The organism is Nonomuraea monospora (genome assembly GCF_039531895.1).
Taxonomy (GTDB): Bacteria; Actinomycetota; Actinomycetes; order Streptosporangiales; family Streptosporangiaceae; genus Nonomuraea; species Nonomuraea monospora.
In genome coordinates this window covers 548439-563802 of the sequence record NZ_BAAAQX010000002.1, presented here as the reverse complement: position 1 = coordinate 563802, position 15364 = coordinate 548439, and the positions used below count along the sequence as shown (strand labels likewise).

The following is a 15364-nucleotide window of genomic DNA, read 5'->3' as shown; positions in this document are numbered from 1 at the left end:
CGGGCGGGGGCGCCTGAATACCCTTGAAAGCATGGAAGTGGTACAGACGGCGCGCCTCGTGCTATCTCGCGTGACTTCGGACGACCTGGACGCCGTTCACGAGATCCACTCCGACCCGCGCACCAGCGTCCACCACCCCGGCGGGCCCGTCACCGAGCTGGAGTCCAGCCGCGCCATGCTCGACCTGTGGCTGGCCGACTGGGACGAGCGGGGGCTCGGCTACTGGGCCGCCCGCCTGCCGGGGGATCCGCGCGTCCTCGGCTTCGGCGGGCTGCGGCACGCCGTCGTGGACGGGGCCGAGGTGCTGAACCTGTACTACCGCTTCCGTCCGTCGGCGTGGGGGCACGGCTACGCCGTCGAGCTCGCCCGCGCCGCGCTGCGGGTGGGCAAGGGGCTGGGCACCGTGGTGGCCGTGATCAGGGACGTCAACCTGCCCTCGCATCGGGTGGCGGAGCGAGCGGGCATGCACAAGGACCGGACCATTCCGTACGGTGGGATGCCGAGCGACGTGTACGTGGCCTGACCCCCGTCACTTCCTCACGCTGCTGGTACGCGTCCGCCACACGAACCCCGCCAGCACCACCGCGCTCACCACCCCCTGCGCCACCAGGAACGGAGCCAGGGCCGTCGGCTGGGAGGCCAGCGCGGCGGCGGGAAGACAGCCGAGCAGGGCCAGATCCGGCCCGGTGGCCGCCCAGAAGAGCGGACCGGTCGGAATCGGCCCCTGCGGTGTGTCGATGACCGGCATGGAATGGTCCACGGGCGCGCGCCTGGCCATCCGCAGCGCCGCGGCGGCCAGCGCGGGCGCGGCCAGCGGCCCGAACAACCACCACGCCCCGACACCGAGCCCCGGCCCCAAGGCGAGGCCGGTCAGCGCCAGCGCCGCCCACGCCCCCGCCAGGAACCCGGGCAGCACCGCGCGGGCCGCCAGCGCCCGCCGGTGGCCCACCCCGATCAGCCGGGCCAGAGCCGGATTGTCGGCGTCCCGGCGCGCCCCGGACGTGCTGATCGACGCCACCGCCAGCGCACCCCCGAACACCGCCACCCCGAGAGCCACCGGCGAACCTCCAGCCTGCGCCAGGACCGCGGGCAGCGCGGCAGTCGCCGCCACCCCCACCAGCCGCCCCCGCCTGCGGGCCAGCCGCCGCCAGTCCTGCCAGGCCAGCGCGAACGGCGCGGGCAGCGACGGCCAGCGACGGGAGGCCAGCTTCCTGGCCCGCCAGTGGTTGTCCTCGGCGATCCAGGTGAGCGCGCCGGGGTCCAGCGACACGGCCGCCCCCGCCACGTGCCCGGCCCTGGTGGAGGAGGCCACGAGCGTACGGGTGGGGATGCGTTCGAGCGACACCCACGCCTGCCGTACCAGCAGGCCGGACACCACGGCGGCGCCGGACACGGCGGCGGCCAGAGCGCTCAGCGGGGCAGCCGCCGCGATGGCCAGCACCGTGCGGAGCTGACCGGTCACCGCCACCACCGCCAGCACCAGCAACACGGCGATCGCGCCGCTCAACCACAACCGCCACGACGACGACGCCTGCCCCAGCACGGCCAGCGCCATCCCGCCCACCGCCGCCGCCACACCCACGACCAGCGCGCCCAGCACCCGCCACACCAGTTGGTCAGGCGCGCCCAGCACGGCCAGCAGCCCCACCCCGAGCACCACCCCGGCCACGGCCGCGATGCCGAACAGCAGCCGCGCCGTGCGGCCCAGCACGTGCCGGCGGCTCAGGGGGGAGAGCAGCAGCCAGGAGGCGTCCGCCCCGGACAGCAGCACGGGGCCGGCGTTACGGGCCGCGCCCAGCGCGCCGGCCAGGGCGAGTGCCAGTAACGCCATTCCGGCGCCCATGCGTGCGGGGTCTCCGGGTATGGCCAGGGCTGCTAGGACGTCCGACAGGGGTTTGCCTGCTACGGCGATGAGCAGGAGCAGGGAGAAGACGGAGACGTAGCGGTCCATCAGGGTGGTGGGGGTGCGGGCGCGCGATCGCAGATACGCCCGTACGGCCTGGACACCGGCTCCTGGTGACGCGGTCATGCGGTCACCTCTTCCGGTGACTTGGTCATGCGATCAGCCAGACGCCGATTTACCGGTGACTCGGTCACGCCGGCTTCCGGTGACCTGGGCGCGCGATCACTCAGACGCCGGCTCCCCGGCGGCCCGATCATGTGATCCCCTCCACGCCGGCTCCCCGGAGACCAGGCCGTGCGATTCCTTCCACGCCGACTCCCCGGCGACCCGGTCATGCGATCACTTAGACGCCGGCTTTCTGGCGACCAGATCATGCGATCACCCCGGACGGGGCGACCTGGCGGCCGATGGCGGCCAGGCCCTGGTCGTGGGTGGCCATCACGACGGTGCCGCCCTCGTCCGCGTACTCGTCGAGCAGGTCCGCCAGATCGGCGCGGAAGTCCTTGTCCAGGCCACGCTCCGGCTCGTCGAGCAGGAGCAGCGTGCTCGGCCGCAGCAGCGTGGCGGCCAGGGACAGCCGCTGCCGCTGCCCGGTGGACAGGTTCAGCGGCGGCGCGTCGGCCCGCTCCTCCAGCGCGAACAGCTCCAGCGCCGCGTCCACCGTCATCCGGGCCTGGGCGTGCACGGCGCCCATCAGCTCCAGATGCTCGCGCGCCGTGAGCCCCGGATACCAGGCGGGCTCGTCACCCAGCAACGCGACACGACCCCAGAACCCGGCGTCATCGGCCGGCGGCTGCCCGAACACGCGAACCTCGCCCGAGGTGGCGGGCTGCAACCCAGCCAGACACCGCAACAGAGTGGACTTCCCGGAACCGTTCGGACCCACCACGGCCACGATCTCACCCGGCTCCACGGTCAGGTCCAGGTCACGGAGCACGGGATTGCCACCGAGCTCCACGGTGAGGGCGTCAACGCTGACGATCGAGTCGTACACCGTTCGAGCGTATCCACCACCCCCGCGAACCGCGCACCCCGGCAGATTCCCGCTCTGCGACGCTACAAGCCCTACAGCACAAGGGATTCTGTCGGTGCCACCGTCTACCTTCATAACCGAACACCTGTGCGACTGGAGGGTGACGTGATTGCTTCTGAGCGATTCGAGCGTGCCGCGGTGCTGGGGGTGGCTGTGGCCGAGGAGACTCGGCGGTTGCTGAGCCGCCACTTGGAGGACCGGGAGGAGGACGCCGACGGCACGGTCCTGGTGGACGTGCCGTACCCCGACGCGGCCGTCGTCGCGACGCTGCTCGACGTGGCGGCCGAGTGTTTCGGCGAGCGCGGCAGCTCCGTCGAGGAGACGCGGCAGGCGGCGTTGGAGACGTTGTTACAGCTTGCGGGCTTCGACGAGGAGTCGCAGCTCAACCGGGCTGCGCCCAGCCGTGACGATGGGCGCAGGTGACTGCCTGGGCTCGGTCTTGGAGGTGTGCCCTGGCGATGAGGCTGCTGAGGTGAGGCGCCTGGGCTGGGGCGAGCGCCTAGGTATGGCCTGCGCCGGCACCTGGTCCTGCGCTCGCGCCGCCTGAGCGCGCGTTCTGACGGCCCACGCCCATGCCCGCGCCTTGGGTGTAGGCCTGCCGCTGGAACCCGCTCTGCGCCGCCTGAGCGCGCGTCCCAGCGAGCCATGCCTGCGGCCTGGGGCAGCGCCGAGCTCCGGGTGCGAGCCTGCCCTGCCTGAGCGCGCGTCCCGGCGGCCCGCGCCCGTGGCCGCACCCAGACCGGGGCGGGCGCGTGGTGTGAGCCCGTGCCCGCGCCTGGGGCGGAGGCGGCGTCGAGGGGTCGATCTCGATTCTGGGGAGGAGAGCGCGGGCACTGACGAAATATCGGTTCGCCGAGGACAGGAGGCTTCGATTACCGTCCCCATCATGCGCATTCTCTCCGTGAACGTGGGCATGTCGAGCGACGCCGCATGGGCGGGGAGCCTGGGGCGGACGGCGATCGACAAGCGGGCGGTCCCGCACCGGGTCGCGGTGCTGGAGAACGGGCTGGTGGGAGACGAGCGGGCCGACCAGAAGCACCACGGCTCGCCGGATCAGGCCGTCTACTCCTACGCCAGGGAGGACTACGACTGGTGGGAGCGGGAGCTCGGGAGGGAGTTGCGTGACGGCCGGTTCGGGGAGAACCTGACCACTTCGGGGATCGACGTCAACGGCGCCCTGGTCGGGGAGCGGTGGCGGGTGGGCAGCGCGCTGCTGGAGGTGACGCGGCCGAGGACGCCGTGTGCGGTGTTCCGCAACTGGATGGATGAGCGGGGGTGGCTCAAGCGGTTCACGGAGGCGGGGCGGCCGGGGGCTTACCTGCGGGTGGTCGAGCTGGGGGAGGTCGGGGCGGGGGATGAGGTGGAGATCGTCTCGCGGCCGGATGTGGGGGTGAGTGTGCTGGACTGGTTCCTGGCCCGGCATGGGGACAGGGACGCGTTGCGGCGCATTCTGGACGTGCCTGGGCATGACGCCCGATGGGATGAGATGGCGGAACGGGCCTTTGCCTGAGGGCGTCCTCCCTCAGGAAAGTCCCTGTCCGCGCACCCGCCCGCACCCCACCGTCAGGCAGCTCACTGCCGCACCACCGCCGGCGTCATGTAGCTCACCTGACGCACCAGCACTGTCACACATGCTGTGAGCCCACGTGACGGGGGCATATCGACCTACGCGGCGGGCCACCCGCACACCAACAGAGGCTCCGGATGAGGGGGATGGCCGGGCGGGCGGGTAGGAAGCGCCGCGCCCGGCCAGGTCGGTCAGCGCAGCACCGAGTACAGCGCCGAAGTCAGCGAAGCCTTGGCGTCATCCTGATCGATGGACCACATCATCGACCCGCCAAGCCCCTTGAGCCGGATGTAGGCCGCCTTCTGCACAAGCACGGCCGGATCGTCGTACGACCAGAACTCGTTCCCGTCGTACAACCACATGGCCCCACTACGCAGATCCCGATACCGCTTCCCCGGCTTGGACACCAGATCCTTGTAGTCCTCGTTCCCAGGAGCCCACTTCCCGGGCGCGGGCCCGGTGGCGGGCTTGTAGAGGCCGTCCCCGCCGCCGGTCACACCGGTCCATCCCTGCCCGTAGGCGGGCACGCCGACGACGATCTTGCGGGCGGGCGCGCCGCGGGAGAGGTAGTCGCGTACGGTCTGGTCCACGCTGTAGCGGACCGGGTTGGGGTCGCGGCGGTCGGTGAGGAGGTTGCCGTTGTGCCCGGTCTGCGGCTCCCAGGTGCCGTGCAGGTCGTACCCCTGGACGGTGGCGAAGTCGAGCTGGCGGAAGACGTCCCGTACCTCGAAGCCGGCGTCGATCTTGGCGGCGGCGGCCGGGAGGAAGGCGCTGAGCTGGGCGGAGGCGGAGTAGGCGCGCAACTGGGAGCGGAGCTCGGTCACGAAGAGCGTGAAGTTGCGCTTGTCCTCGGGACGGATGACGTTGCCTTCGGCGCCGGAGGAGCCCGGCCACTCCCAGTCGAGGTCGATGCCGTCGAAGACGCCCGCGCCGGCGCCCGGCTCCAGGCCCGGCAGGTTGCCGCGCAGCCACAGGTCGATGCAGGAACTGGCGAGCGCGGCGCGGGACTCGGGGGTGAGGACGGCGTCGGAGAAGTGCGCGGAGCCGGTCCAGCCGCCGAGCGAGATCATCACCTTCAGCCCCGGGTGCTTGGCCTTGAGCTTGCGGAGCTGGTTGAGGTTGCCGTTGAGGGCCTGTCCCGGCGCGTCGGCGACTCCGTCCACGCTCTGCTCTGCCGGTACGGGCCGCTGCCAGTCGGCCCACGGGTCGGAGGAGTAGCAGCCGCCCTGGGCGTTGACGAACCCGAACGCGTAGTTGAGGTGGGTGAGCTTGGCTGCGGCGCCGGTGACGTCCACGTCCTTGACGTGGTAGTTGCGGCCGTAGACGCCCCACTGGATGAAGTACGCGACCCGCTTGAAGCCGGTACGGGCCTCGGCCGGCACGGAGAACGCGGTGAGGCCGAGTAAGAGCGACAGTGCGATCAGGATCTTCTTCTTCACGAGCGGCTCCCGGGACGCGCACTTATATAGGAAACTTTCCTTTAAGTTAGACGCGATCGTAGAGCGGCCGCCCGTCCCCGTCAACGATCCGCGACACCGCCTCCGGGCTCGACAGCAGCGACCACGCGTACACGGGATCGGCGAACAGCCCCACCATCACGTCGGCGACGTCCTGCCTGGTCCCGGCCGCCAGCATCAGCCGCATGACGTGCTCGGCCGGCGGCTGCAGGAACATGTTCGTCCAGTGCGTGACAGGCCCGCCCACCTCCCACATGCGCGCCGCCGCGGCCCGGCAGAAGGCGGCGTCGTACGGCCCGCCGGCCGCGATCGCGTCGGCCACGATCCAGGCGCACCTGGAGCCCAGGTTCGCGCCCTGGCCGGTGAGCGGGTCGTTGGTGACGTAGGCGTCGCCGATGGCCAGCGCCATCCTCCCGCTCGGCAGCTCCGCCACCGGCCGCCGTACCGTGGGCGTGATCGCGCCCTGCAGCAGGTCGGTCGGCCCCAGCAGCTCGAACGCGTCCGGCTCCACCCGCTCGGCCAGCCGCGGCGTGTGCTCGCGGAACAGCGGGAGCAGCGCGGCCGCCACCTCGTTCCAGGGCAGCCGGGTGATCACCTCGAAGGGGCCCCCGGGAACCGCCTCGATGATGATGCCCGAGACCACCCCCTCGCGCGACACGATCGGCGCGCGGAAGATCTCGCCCACGCCGCCGGCGATGTTGAAGGAGAAGACGTCGCTGGGGCGCATGCCGTGGAAGAGCCCGGCGGCCAGCAGGCGCTGCGGCCGGTCGTACGGGGACAGCTCGGGATCGCGCGGGAACAGCTCGGCCACCGAGCGCCGCCCCGCCGCCACCACCATCAGCTCGTGCCGCCGCGACCAGCGGTCCACCTGCTCGGCGTCCGGGGCGGTGCCGGAGACGACGATCGTGCCGCCGCGTTCGGCGAAGTCGTCCATGAACGCGGGGATCAGCAGCCGGAAGTCGGTCGCGTTGTACGCCTTCCCGAAGGTCCCCGTGAACTCCAGCGGCGGGTCGCCCTTGAGCGAGAGCATGGCGTCGATCATCATCGCGCCCGGGTCGCGGTAGTGCGCGGAGCCCAGCGCCCGCTCCCTGTCCAGGGTGTGACCCGACCGGCCCACCGTGTTGGGCAGCCGCCCCTTGCGTAAGGTTTCCGCGTCGCCCTCGCAGTACAGCGTCGTCTCGACGCCGAGCTGCTGCAGCCGCAGCGCGAGGGTGAGCCCCGAGATCCCCGCTCCGACGATCCCGATCCCGTTACCTGCCATGCGCTTCCCTCCTGGATTGGAGCACTCCTGGGAGGCGGGCAAACTGGAAGGCGTGCCATCCACCCTGCCTGACGGCGATCCCGCGCCCACCTCGGGCGAGCTGCCCGCCGGCGCCCTGCGCGGCCTCGGCGAGCGCCCGTTCGGCTTCTACGTGCACGTGCCGTTCTGCGTGACGCGCTGCGGTTACTGCGACTTCAACACCTACACCGCCGCCGAGCTGGGGCCCGGCGCCTCTCACCGAGATTACGCCGACACGGTCGTCGAGGAGGTGCGCCTCGCGCGCCGCGTTCTGGGCGAGAGCGACCTGCCGGTGGAGACGGTGTTCTTCGGCGGCGGCACGCCCACCCTGCTGCCCCCGGAGGACCTGGCCAGGATCCTGGCGGCGATCGACTCCGAGTTCGGGCTGCGGCCGGGCGCCGAGGTCACCACGGAGGCCAACCCCGAGTCCGTCGACCCCTCCTACCTGGAGAAACTGCGTCACGGCGGGTTCAACAGGGTCAGCTTCGGCATGCAGAGCGCCCGCGAGCACGTGCTGCGGGTGCTCGACCGGCGGCACACGCCGGGCCGGGCCGCCGCGGCGGTCCGCGAGGCCAGGCAGGCGGGGTTCGAGCACGTCAACCTCGACCTGATCTACAGCACGCCGGGCGAGACCGACGACGACTGGCGGGCCTCGCTGGCCGCGGCGATCGAGGCCGGGCCCGACCACGTGTCGGCGTACTCGCTGATCGTCGAGGACGGCACCAGGCTGGCGGCCAGGATCCGGCGCGGCGAGCTGCCCATGCCCGACGACGACGTGGCCGCCGACCGCTACCTGATCGCCGACGAGATGCTGGCGGAGGCCGGTTTCCGCTGGTACGAGGTGTCCAACTGGGCCGTCTCCGACGAGGCGCGCTGCCGCCACAACCTGCTCTACTGGACGGGCGGCGACTGGTGGGCGGCCGGCCCCGGCGCCCACAGCCACGTCGGCGGCACCCGCTGGTGGAACGTCAAGCACCCCGCCGCCTACGCCCAGCGGCTGGCCGCCGGCGCCTCGCCCGCCCACGCCCGCGAGGTGCTCGCCCAGGACGACCGCGACGCCGAGCGGCTGATGCTGGAGCTGCGGCTCGACTCCGGCTACCCGCTGGCCGACGTGGCGCCGGACGCGCGCACCGCCGTCGCCGGCGCCCTGGCCAGGGGGCTGCTGGAGCCGGAGGCGTTCAAGCGGGGGCTGCTCGTGCTGACGCTGCAAGGGCGGTTGCTGGCGGACGCGCTGATCCGCGACCTGCTCGTCTAGGTGATCATCCTGATGGAGAACGGGTACCGGTAGGGCTCGCCCTTCTGCGCGGCCATCGCCGCCTGGATGTGGAAGATCAGCGACAGGATCCAGATGATCGGCAGCAGCGCGATGCCGATGAACACGACCGTCAGGATGCCCGAGATGAGGTAGCCGATGAACATCGTGATCTGGAAGTTGAGCGCCTCCGCCGACTGGTCCCTGACGTAGGGGGACTCGTCCTTCTTCATCAGGTAGATGATCAGCGGGCCGATCCAGGAGACCAGCAGGCCCAGGAGGTGGGACAGCATGGCCATCGTCGTGTCGTCGGTGCCGGGACGGGGGCCGAACCTGCCGGGGATGTACGGCTCGCCGCGGCCTTGGGCGTAACCGTAGCCGGGGGGCTGGTTCGGGGGCGGGGGAGGGTAGCCGCCGGGCGGGGGCGGGGCGTAACCCCCGGGCGGGGCGTAACCCCCGGGAGGCGGCGGCGGGTAGCTCCCGGGCTGGCCGTAGCTCGGCGCGGAGCCGGGCTGCTGCCCGTAGGGGGTCTGAGGGCCATAACCGGGCTGCTGGCCGTAGCCAGGCTGCGGAGTCGGCTGGCCGTAACCCGGCTGTGAGGTGGGCTGCTGACCGTAGCTCGGCTGAGAGCCATAACCCGGCTGAGAGCCGTAGCCCGGTTGAGAGCCAGAGCTCGGCTGGGAGCCGTGGTCAGGCTGGGAGCCGTAACCCGGTTGGGAGCCGGGCTGCTGGCCGTACTCCGGGTACTGCGGGCCGGAGCCCTGAGCCGGCGGGAGGTCCTCCGGGGTGACCCTGCGCGTGGCGTCGTCATCATCGGCCGGCGGCGGGGACGGGTCCTGGCTCATGGTGCCTCCGTAACGAAGTCGATCAGTTCCTCGACCCGGCCGAGCAGCTCCGGCTCCAGGTCGGTAAACGTAGAGACGGCGCCGAGAATCCGCCGCCACGCCTCGGCAGGCTCCATCCGCCAGCCCAGCGCCGCGATGACGCCTTCCTTCCACGGCACCCCCCGAGGCACGTCGGGCCAGGCGGGGATGCGCAGCACGGACGGCTTGACCGCCTGCCAGATGTCGATGAACGGGTGCCCCACCACGAGCACGTCCGGCGAGGTGATCTCGGCGGCGATCCTGCTCTCCTTGGACCCCGGTACCAGGTGGTCGACCAGCACGCCCAGCCGCCGCCCCGGCTCGGGGCCGAACTCCTCGACGATGGCGGGCAGGTCGTCCACGCCTTCCAGGTACTCGACCACGACCCCCTCGACCCGCAGGTCGTGGCCCCAGATCTTCTCCACGAGGGCGGCGTCGTGCACGCCCTCCACGTAGATCCGGCTCTGCCTGGCGACTCTGGCCCGCAGACCGTCCACGGCGATGGAGCCGGACGCGCTGCGCCTGGGCCCTGCCGGGGCCGCCGCCTCGGGGCGTACCAGGGTCACGGGCTTGCCGTCGAGCAGGAAGGCGGCGGGCGCGAGGGGGAACAGGCGGCGCTTGCCGAACCGGTCCTCCAGGGTGACGGCCTCCTTGTCGCAGGCCACCACGGCGCCGCAGAAGCCGCTGTCGGCGTCCTCCACGACGAGGTCCTGCTCGGCGGGCACTTTCGGGATCTTCCCCTTGCCCGGCCGCCGCCAATTTCCCGCCAGTACATCGCCCTCGTACACACGGGGACCGTAGCAAATCACCCGCTGACCGCAAGGCGCTTGCGCGCGGCGCTGCGCCGGACCAGGACGGTGATGGTGCCGCCGATCGCGATGAGCAGCCCCGCTCCGGGGATCAGGAACAGGGCGGCCAGCCCGCCGGTGATCCCGCCGACGGCGGAGAAGGCGTCGCGGCCGACGCCGTACCGTACGGCGGCCTGTTCCTGGTTGGTGCAGGTGAGCTGGTAGTCGCCCTTGGCAGGCGCGTTGATGACGAGGAACTGCTCCCATTCGGCGCCGCCGGCCGTCACCTTCTGGGATCCGGTGGTCTTGGCCAGCTTGGCCTGCCCGCTGATGGAGCAGTTGTAGGTGACCTGAGTGTCACTCGCGATGTACACGCCCGGCTTCTCGGCCGGGTCGACCGATACCGTGACGCTCTCCCCGGACGCGAACGTTCTGGTCGGGGCCAGGTCCGTCACGCTGGTCACCACGCCGCCGGCGAACAGGAGCACCCCGGCGATCCCGCACACCAGGAAAACGCCCCAGACCGCCGCGATCCACCAGAAACTTGGCTTTATATCTTTGGGGTTGATTCGTGGTGGAAGGCCGTATTGTCCGTACTGAGGTGGTGGGCCGAACTGGGTGGCGTCGCCGTACTGTGGTGACGGCGCCTGCCAGGGCGGCGGAGGCGGTGGCTGGGACCCCGGCTGCGGGCCGTACTGGGGAGGTCGCGGCGGACCGGGGTATGGACCCTGCCCGGGCGGCGGGCCGTACGACGGTGGCCGGGAATCGTCGGTCATATCGGCAAGTGTGAGGCCTGTCGCTTCGAAGAAGCTAGAAGCAGGATGAGGGACGCGGTGTTATCGCACCTTGTGGGCGAGAGCCGTACACTTGGCACTCGGGAACACAGAGTGCTAGACCTCGCGTTCCTGATATGGACAGAGGCAGGAGGTGAGCACGTGCTCGACGATAGGAAGCTGGCGGTGCTCCGCGCCATTGTCGAAGACTACGTGTCCACCAACGAACCGGTGGGCTCCAAGGCGCTCGCCGAGCGCCACAACCTGAAGGTCTCCCCGGCGACGGTCAGGAACGACATGGCCGCGCTGGAGGAGGAGGGCTACATCACCCAGCCGCACACCAGCGCGGGCCGCGTCCCGACGGACAAGGGCTACCGCCTGTTCGTCGACCGGCTCTCGCAGGTCAAGCCGCTGTCCGGGGCCGAGCGCAGGGCGATCGAGACGTTCCTGGCCGGCGCGGTCGACCTCGACGACGTGGTGACCCGCACGGTCCGGCTGCTCGCGCAGCTCACCAGGCAGGTGGCGGTCGTGCAGTACCCGGCGCTGACGCGGTCGACCGTCAGGCACGTCGAGCTGGTCCCGCTGAACGACCGGCGGGTCATGTTCGTGCTCATCACCAACACCGGCCGCGTCGAGCAGCGCGTGGTCGACCTGCCCGAGGCGATCGAGGACACGCGGATCGCGCACCTGCGCGCCGTGCTCAACGCCTGCCTCGACGGCTGCGGCCTGGCCAGCGTCCCCGAGCTGGTCGCCGACCTGCCCGAGCGGCTGTCCCCGGAAGACCGGCCCGCCGCGGCGACGATCCTGTCGGTGCTGCTGGAGACGCTGGTCGAGCGGCACGACGAGAAGTTCGTGTTCGCCGGCGCGGCCAACCTCGCCGGCGCCGACTTCACGACCGGCCTGCGCGACGTCCTGGAGGCGCTGGAGGAGCAGGTCGTCCTCATCCGGCTGCTCGGCGAGACTTCCGATACCCCGTCCGCGCTCACCGTGCGCATCGGCGCGGAAAACCCGTACCTGCGGGGGACATCCGTCGTCGCGACCGGATACGGTTCTGGCGACAACCAACTGGCCCGGCTCGGTGTGCTGGGGCCCACCAGGATGGACTATCCCGTGACGATGGGCGCCGTACGCGCGGTGGCACGCTACGTCAGCCAGATCCTGGCTGCATCATAAGAGGTCGATAAGTGGCAAACAGCGACTACTACGCCACCCTCGGGGTGCGCCGTGACGCAAGTCAGGATGAGATCAAGAAGGCTTACCGCCGACTCGCCCGCGAGCTGCACCCTGACGTGAACCCCGATCCTGAGACCCAGGAGCGCTTCAAGGAGATCACGCAGGCCTACGAGGTGCTGTCCGATCCGAACAAGCGCCAGATGTACGACCTGGGTGGCGACCCCTTCGGCGGCGCGGGAGCGGCGGCCGGCGCAGGCGGCTTCGGCGCGGGCTTCCCGTTCAGCGACATCATGGACGCCTTCTTCGGCACCGCGACCGGCACCAGGGGGCCCCGCTCGCGCGCCAGGAGGGGCCGCAACGCCACCATCCGGGTCGAGCTGGACCTGCGCGAGACCGCGTTCGGCACCACCCGCGAGCTGGTCGTCGACACGGCCGTGCTCTGCGAGGTGTGTCACGGGGCAGGCGCCGCGCCGGGCACCCACCCCGACACCTGCGACATGTGCAACGGGCGCGGCGAGATCTCCCAGGTCACCCGCTCGTTCCTGGGCCAGGTCATGACCTCGCGCCCGTGCCCGCAGTGTGGCGGCTTCGGCACGATCATCCGCCACCCCTGCCAGGAGTGCTCCGGCGACGGCCGCGTGCGCACCCGCCGTACCATCAAGGTCCGCATCCCCGCGGGCGTCGAGGACGGCACCCACATCCAGCTCGCCGGCGAGGGCGAGGTCGGCCCCGGCGGCGGCCCGCCCGGAGACCTGTTCCTCGAGATCGTCGAGCGCAACCACGAGATCTTCGAACGGCGCGGCGACGACCTCCACTGCACCGTCCAGATCCCGATGACGGCCGCCGCGCTCGGCACCATCCTCACGGTCGAGACGCTCGACGGCGCGGAAGAGGTGGACGTCCGCCCTGGCACGCAGTCCGGGCAGGTCATCACCATGTACGGCCGTGGCGTGCAGCGGCTCAACGAGTCCGGCAGGGGCGACCTGCTGATCCACGTCAACGTCGAGACCCCGATGCGCCTCGACACCGCGCAGGAGGACCTGCTGCGCGAGCTGGCCAAGCAGCGGGGCGAGGAGCGGCCGCCGGGCAAGTTCGCGCCTGGCCAGCAGGGCTTCTTCTCCCGGCTGCGCGACGCCTTCAACGGCCGGTGACGGTCCCGGTCTTCCTGGCTCAGGGCCTCGACGGCCCTGAGCTGACGCTCGACGGCCCCGAGGGGCGGCACGCGGCCTCCGTGCGCCGCCTGCGGCCAGGCGAGCGGGTCGATCTGACCGACGGCGCCGGCGCGGTGGCCGAGTGCGTCGTGCGCGAGACGCTGAAGGACGCACTCCGCCTGGACGTGCTGCGCCGCTACGACGTCGAGGCGCCCCGCCCCCGGCTCGTCGTCGTCCAGGGGCTGCCCAAGGGCGACAGGGGCGAGCTGGCCGTCGAGATGATGACCGAGGCGGGCGTGGACGTCATCGTCCCCTGGTCCGCCGCGCGCAGCATCACGCAGTGGAAGGGCGACAAGGTCGCCAAGGCGCTGGGGCGCTGGCGCTCCACCGCCCGCGAGGCGGGCAAGCAGGCCCGCCGCTTCCACCTGCCCGAGGTGAGCGACCTGGCCTCCACCAAGCAGGTCGAACGGCTCCTGTCGGAGGCGGCGCTGGGCCTGGTGCTGCACGAGGAGGCGGACGGGCCGCTGTCCGGCGTGCCGCTGCCCGCGGGCGGCGACATCGTGATGGTCGTGGGGCCGGAGGGCGGCGTCTCGGAGGAGGAACTGGCCGCCTTCAGCGCCGCCAAGGCGACGCCGGTGCTGCTCGGGCCGACGGTCCTGCGGACCTCGACGGCGGGGGTCGCGGCGGCGGCGGTGCTGCTCAGTCGTACGGGACGCTGGTAGGTCGCGGCGGCGGCCGTGCTGCTCAGCCGCATGGGGCGCTGGTAGACCGCTGATGGGCGGGGCCCGCTGGGGCGTGGTCCAGGGCAGAGCCCGCTAGGGCGTGGTCTGCGAGGTGTCCAGCAGCGGGCTGGCCAGCTCGGTGGGCGTCTCCGTCGCCTCGTCGGGCGCGGGACACTCCTCAGGCGGACATGCCGAGGGCTGCCCCGTCGTCGTCTCCTCCGTGGTGGGCGTGGGGGAGGGCGAGGCCTCGGGGCAGTCGGCGGGCGGCTCGGCCTGCTCGGCGAGCGGCGAGGGACACTCGGTGGGCGTCGGGCTGGGAGAGGGCGAGGGCCTGCTGGTCGACTCGGCCTTGCGGGTGGGCTTGGGCGTCGGCGGCACCGACGTCTCGGGCACCACGATGACCGGCTGAGACTGCTGCGGAGCCGGCTCCTTGGCAGGCGGCTGGTGGGAGCGCGTGGTGGAGGAGTTGGACGGGACCTCGGAAGACTGCACACCCGCGGGGGCGACGGTCTGCTCGATGATCTGAGAGCGCAGGTTGGGGATCGCCATCACGATCGCGCCGGCGACCAGGACCGCGCCGACGCCGGCGGCGCCCGCGCGCCACCAGAACAGATTACGTACGCCGCGCCGCTCGATGCGGGCACGGATGATCTCCAGTCCTTCCGGCGAGGGCACGACCGCGTCCGCCTCCGCGCGGAGCGCACGGCGCAGGAGGTCGCCGTACTCGTCGGGGGGCCGGGTCATGACATCTTCTCCAGGACCGATCGCAGGGCGGCCATGCCACGTGCGGTGTGGCTCTTGACCGCGCCCTTGCTGATGCCCATGGCGTGGGCGATCTCAGCTTCGGACAAGTCACCGTAGTAGCGTAGAACCAGTGCTTCTCTCTGTCGGGTCGGCAGGGCGCGTAACGCCTCGATCACGGCGGAGCGTTCCAGCTCGCCGATCGCGCCGTTCTCGGCGCTCGGGGCGTCAGGCAAGCCCTTGGGGGCGTACTTCTCGACGACCGCGCGGTGACGCAGCACGGACCTGGACCTGTTGACGACAGATTGACGCAGGTAGGCAAGTGCTTTGTCGGGGTCACGCAGCCTGCGCCAGGCGCCATGGATGGCGACGAACGCATCCTGCACGACTTCCTCGGCTGTTGCAATGTCGCGCACCAGCAACACAGCGAGACGCACCAATGACCGAAAGTGCGCGCTGTACAGCGCGGTAACGGCCATGTCGGCATCCCACCCGACCGGCACCGCCCCCATCGACCTGTCGGCCAGAAGGGTTTCGGTGGTCACATCAGTGGGACGCGCGGCCTTCCCAGAGGGTTTACGCTCTTCCGGTTCTTGAGGTTGCCCCGGTTCGTTAGGGTGCATTACCCAGTCGTGTCCTCGCCAGGTGGCGCTCGCCCGACC

General features: G+C 71.4%; 16 protein-coding genes. 7 read left to right on the top strand and 9 right to left on the bottom strand.

Features of this window, described 5'->3' with window-relative positions:
- Window positions 1-31: 31 nt before the first annotated feature.
- On the top strand, window positions 32-523 hold the full coding sequence (locus tag ABD331_RS05895) for a GNAT family N-acetyltransferase (protein WP_344471277.1): 492 nt from the start codon (window positions 32-34) through the stop codon (window positions 521-523).
- 6 nt (window positions 524-529) lie between these two features.
- Here the strand turns inward: ABD331_RS05895 and ABD331_RS05890 are convergent, their stop codons facing one another.
- Both ABD331_RS05890 and ccmA read right to left on the bottom strand, forming a co-directional pair.
- Window positions 530-2029, bottom strand: a complete 1500-nt coding sequence (locus tag ABD331_RS05890) for a DUF6297 family protein (protein ID WP_344471274.1) — start codon at window positions 2027-2029, stop codon at window positions 530-532.
- 244 nt (window positions 2030-2273) lie between these two features.
- Entirely contained in the window at window positions 2274-2897 is a 624-nt protein-coding gene (ccmA, locus tag ABD331_RS05885; protein ID WP_344471271.1) for a heme ABC exporter ATP-binding protein CcmA, read from the bottom strand.
- Window positions 2898-3041: 144 nt separating this feature from the next.
- Here ccmA and ABD331_RS05880 point away from each other — a divergent pair, with 144 nt between their 5' ends.
- Window positions 3042-3359: a hypothetical protein gene (locus ABD331_RS05880; RefSeq protein ID WP_344471269.1), complete on the top strand. Its 318-nt coding sequence runs from the start codon at window positions 3042-3044 to the stop codon at window positions 3357-3359.
- Between the two features lie 463 nt (window positions 3360-3822).
- Window positions 3823-4446, top strand: a complete 624-nt coding sequence (locus tag ABD331_RS05875) for an MOSC domain-containing protein (RefSeq protein WP_344471266.1) — start codon at window positions 3823-3825, stop codon at window positions 4444-4446.
- Window positions 4447-4694: 248 nt separating this feature from the next.
- Here ABD331_RS05875 and ABD331_RS05870 read toward each other — a convergent pair whose 3' ends face one another.
- Entirely contained in the window at window positions 4695-5942 is a 1248-nt protein-coding gene (locus ABD331_RS05870) for a glycoside hydrolase family 18 protein (RefSeq protein ID WP_344471263.1), read from the bottom strand.
- 46 nt (window positions 5943-5988) lie between these two features.
- The gene (locus tag ABD331_RS05865) at window positions 5989-7221 is read right to left on the bottom strand and encodes a styrene monooxygenase/indole monooxygenase family protein (protein ID WP_344471260.1); all 1233 of its coding nucleotides are present in this window, start codon (window positions 7219-7221) and stop codon (window positions 5989-5991) included.
- 52 nt (window positions 7222-7273) lie between these two features.
- Between ABD331_RS05865 and hemW the strand changes: the two genes are divergently transcribed.
- A complete protein-coding gene (gene hemW / locus ABD331_RS05860; protein WP_344471258.1) occupies window positions 7274-8494 on the top strand; it encodes a radical SAM family heme chaperone HemW in 1221 nt (406 codons plus the stop codon).
- Here hemW and ABD331_RS05855 read toward each other — a convergent pair.
- From ABD331_RS05855 to ABD331_RS05845, 3 genes are read right to left on the bottom strand one after another with little or no spacing between them, the layout of a single operon-like run.
- Window positions 8491-9336 (bottom strand): DUF4870 domain-containing protein, encoded by an 846-nt coding sequence (locus ABD331_RS05855; RefSeq protein ID WP_344471255.1) that lies wholly within the window; start codon window positions 9334-9336, stop codon window positions 8491-8493. The two genes, hemW and ABD331_RS05855, sit on opposite strands and share 4 nt — an antisense overlap.
- Entirely contained in the window at window positions 9333-10142 is an 810-nt protein-coding gene (locus ABD331_RS05850) for a DUF3097 domain-containing protein (protein ID WP_344471252.1), read from the bottom strand. The genes ABD331_RS05855 and ABD331_RS05850 overlap by 4 nt, the downstream gene beginning before the upstream one ends.
- A 17-nt stretch (window positions 10143-10159) precedes the next feature.
- Window positions 10160-10630 carry a hypothetical protein gene (locus tag ABD331_RS05845; protein WP_344471249.1) on the bottom strand — a complete coding sequence of 157 codons (471 nt, stop codon included), beginning with the start codon at window positions 10628-10630 and terminating at the stop codon, window positions 10160-10162.
- Between the two features lie 447 nt (window positions 10631-11077).
- Here ABD331_RS05845 and hrcA point away from each other — a divergent pair, with 447 nt between their 5' ends.
- The 3 genes from hrcA to ABD331_RS05830 are packed head-to-tail and all read left to right on the top strand — an operon-like array spanning window position 11078 to window position 13961.
- On the top strand, window positions 11078-12088 hold the full coding sequence (hrcA, locus tag ABD331_RS05840) for a heat-inducible transcriptional repressor HrcA (protein WP_344471247.1): 1011 nt from the start codon (window positions 11078-11080) through the stop codon (window positions 12086-12088).
- 11 nt (window positions 12089-12099) lie between these two features.
- Window positions 12100-13239, top strand: a complete 1140-nt coding sequence (dnaJ, locus tag ABD331_RS05835; protein WP_148439257.1) for a molecular chaperone DnaJ — start codon at window positions 12100-12102, stop codon at window positions 13237-13239.
- The gene (locus ABD331_RS05830; RefSeq protein ID WP_344471245.1) at window positions 13236-13961 is read left to right on the top strand and encodes a 16S rRNA (uracil(1498)-N(3))-methyltransferase; all 726 of its coding nucleotides are present in this window, start codon (window positions 13236-13238) and stop codon (window positions 13959-13961) included. Before dnaJ ends, ABD331_RS05830 begins: the two co-directional genes overlap by 4 nt.
- A 93-nt stretch (window positions 13962-14054) precedes the next feature.
- Here ABD331_RS05830 and ABD331_RS05825 read toward each other — a convergent pair whose 3' ends face one another.
- Together ABD331_RS05825 and ABD331_RS05820 are read right to left on the bottom strand one after the other, a co-directional pair.
- Window positions 14055-14705, bottom strand: a complete 651-nt coding sequence (locus ABD331_RS05825) for a hypothetical protein (protein WP_344471243.1) — start codon at window positions 14703-14705, stop codon at window positions 14055-14057.
- Window positions 14702-15214 carry a SigE family RNA polymerase sigma factor gene (locus ABD331_RS05820; RefSeq protein ID WP_080047132.1) on the bottom strand — a complete coding sequence of 171 codons (513 nt, stop codon included), beginning with the start codon at window positions 15212-15214 and terminating at the stop codon, window positions 14702-14704. The genes ABD331_RS05825 and ABD331_RS05820 overlap by 4 nt, the downstream gene beginning before the upstream one ends.
- Window positions 15215-15364 lie beyond the last annotated feature (150 nt).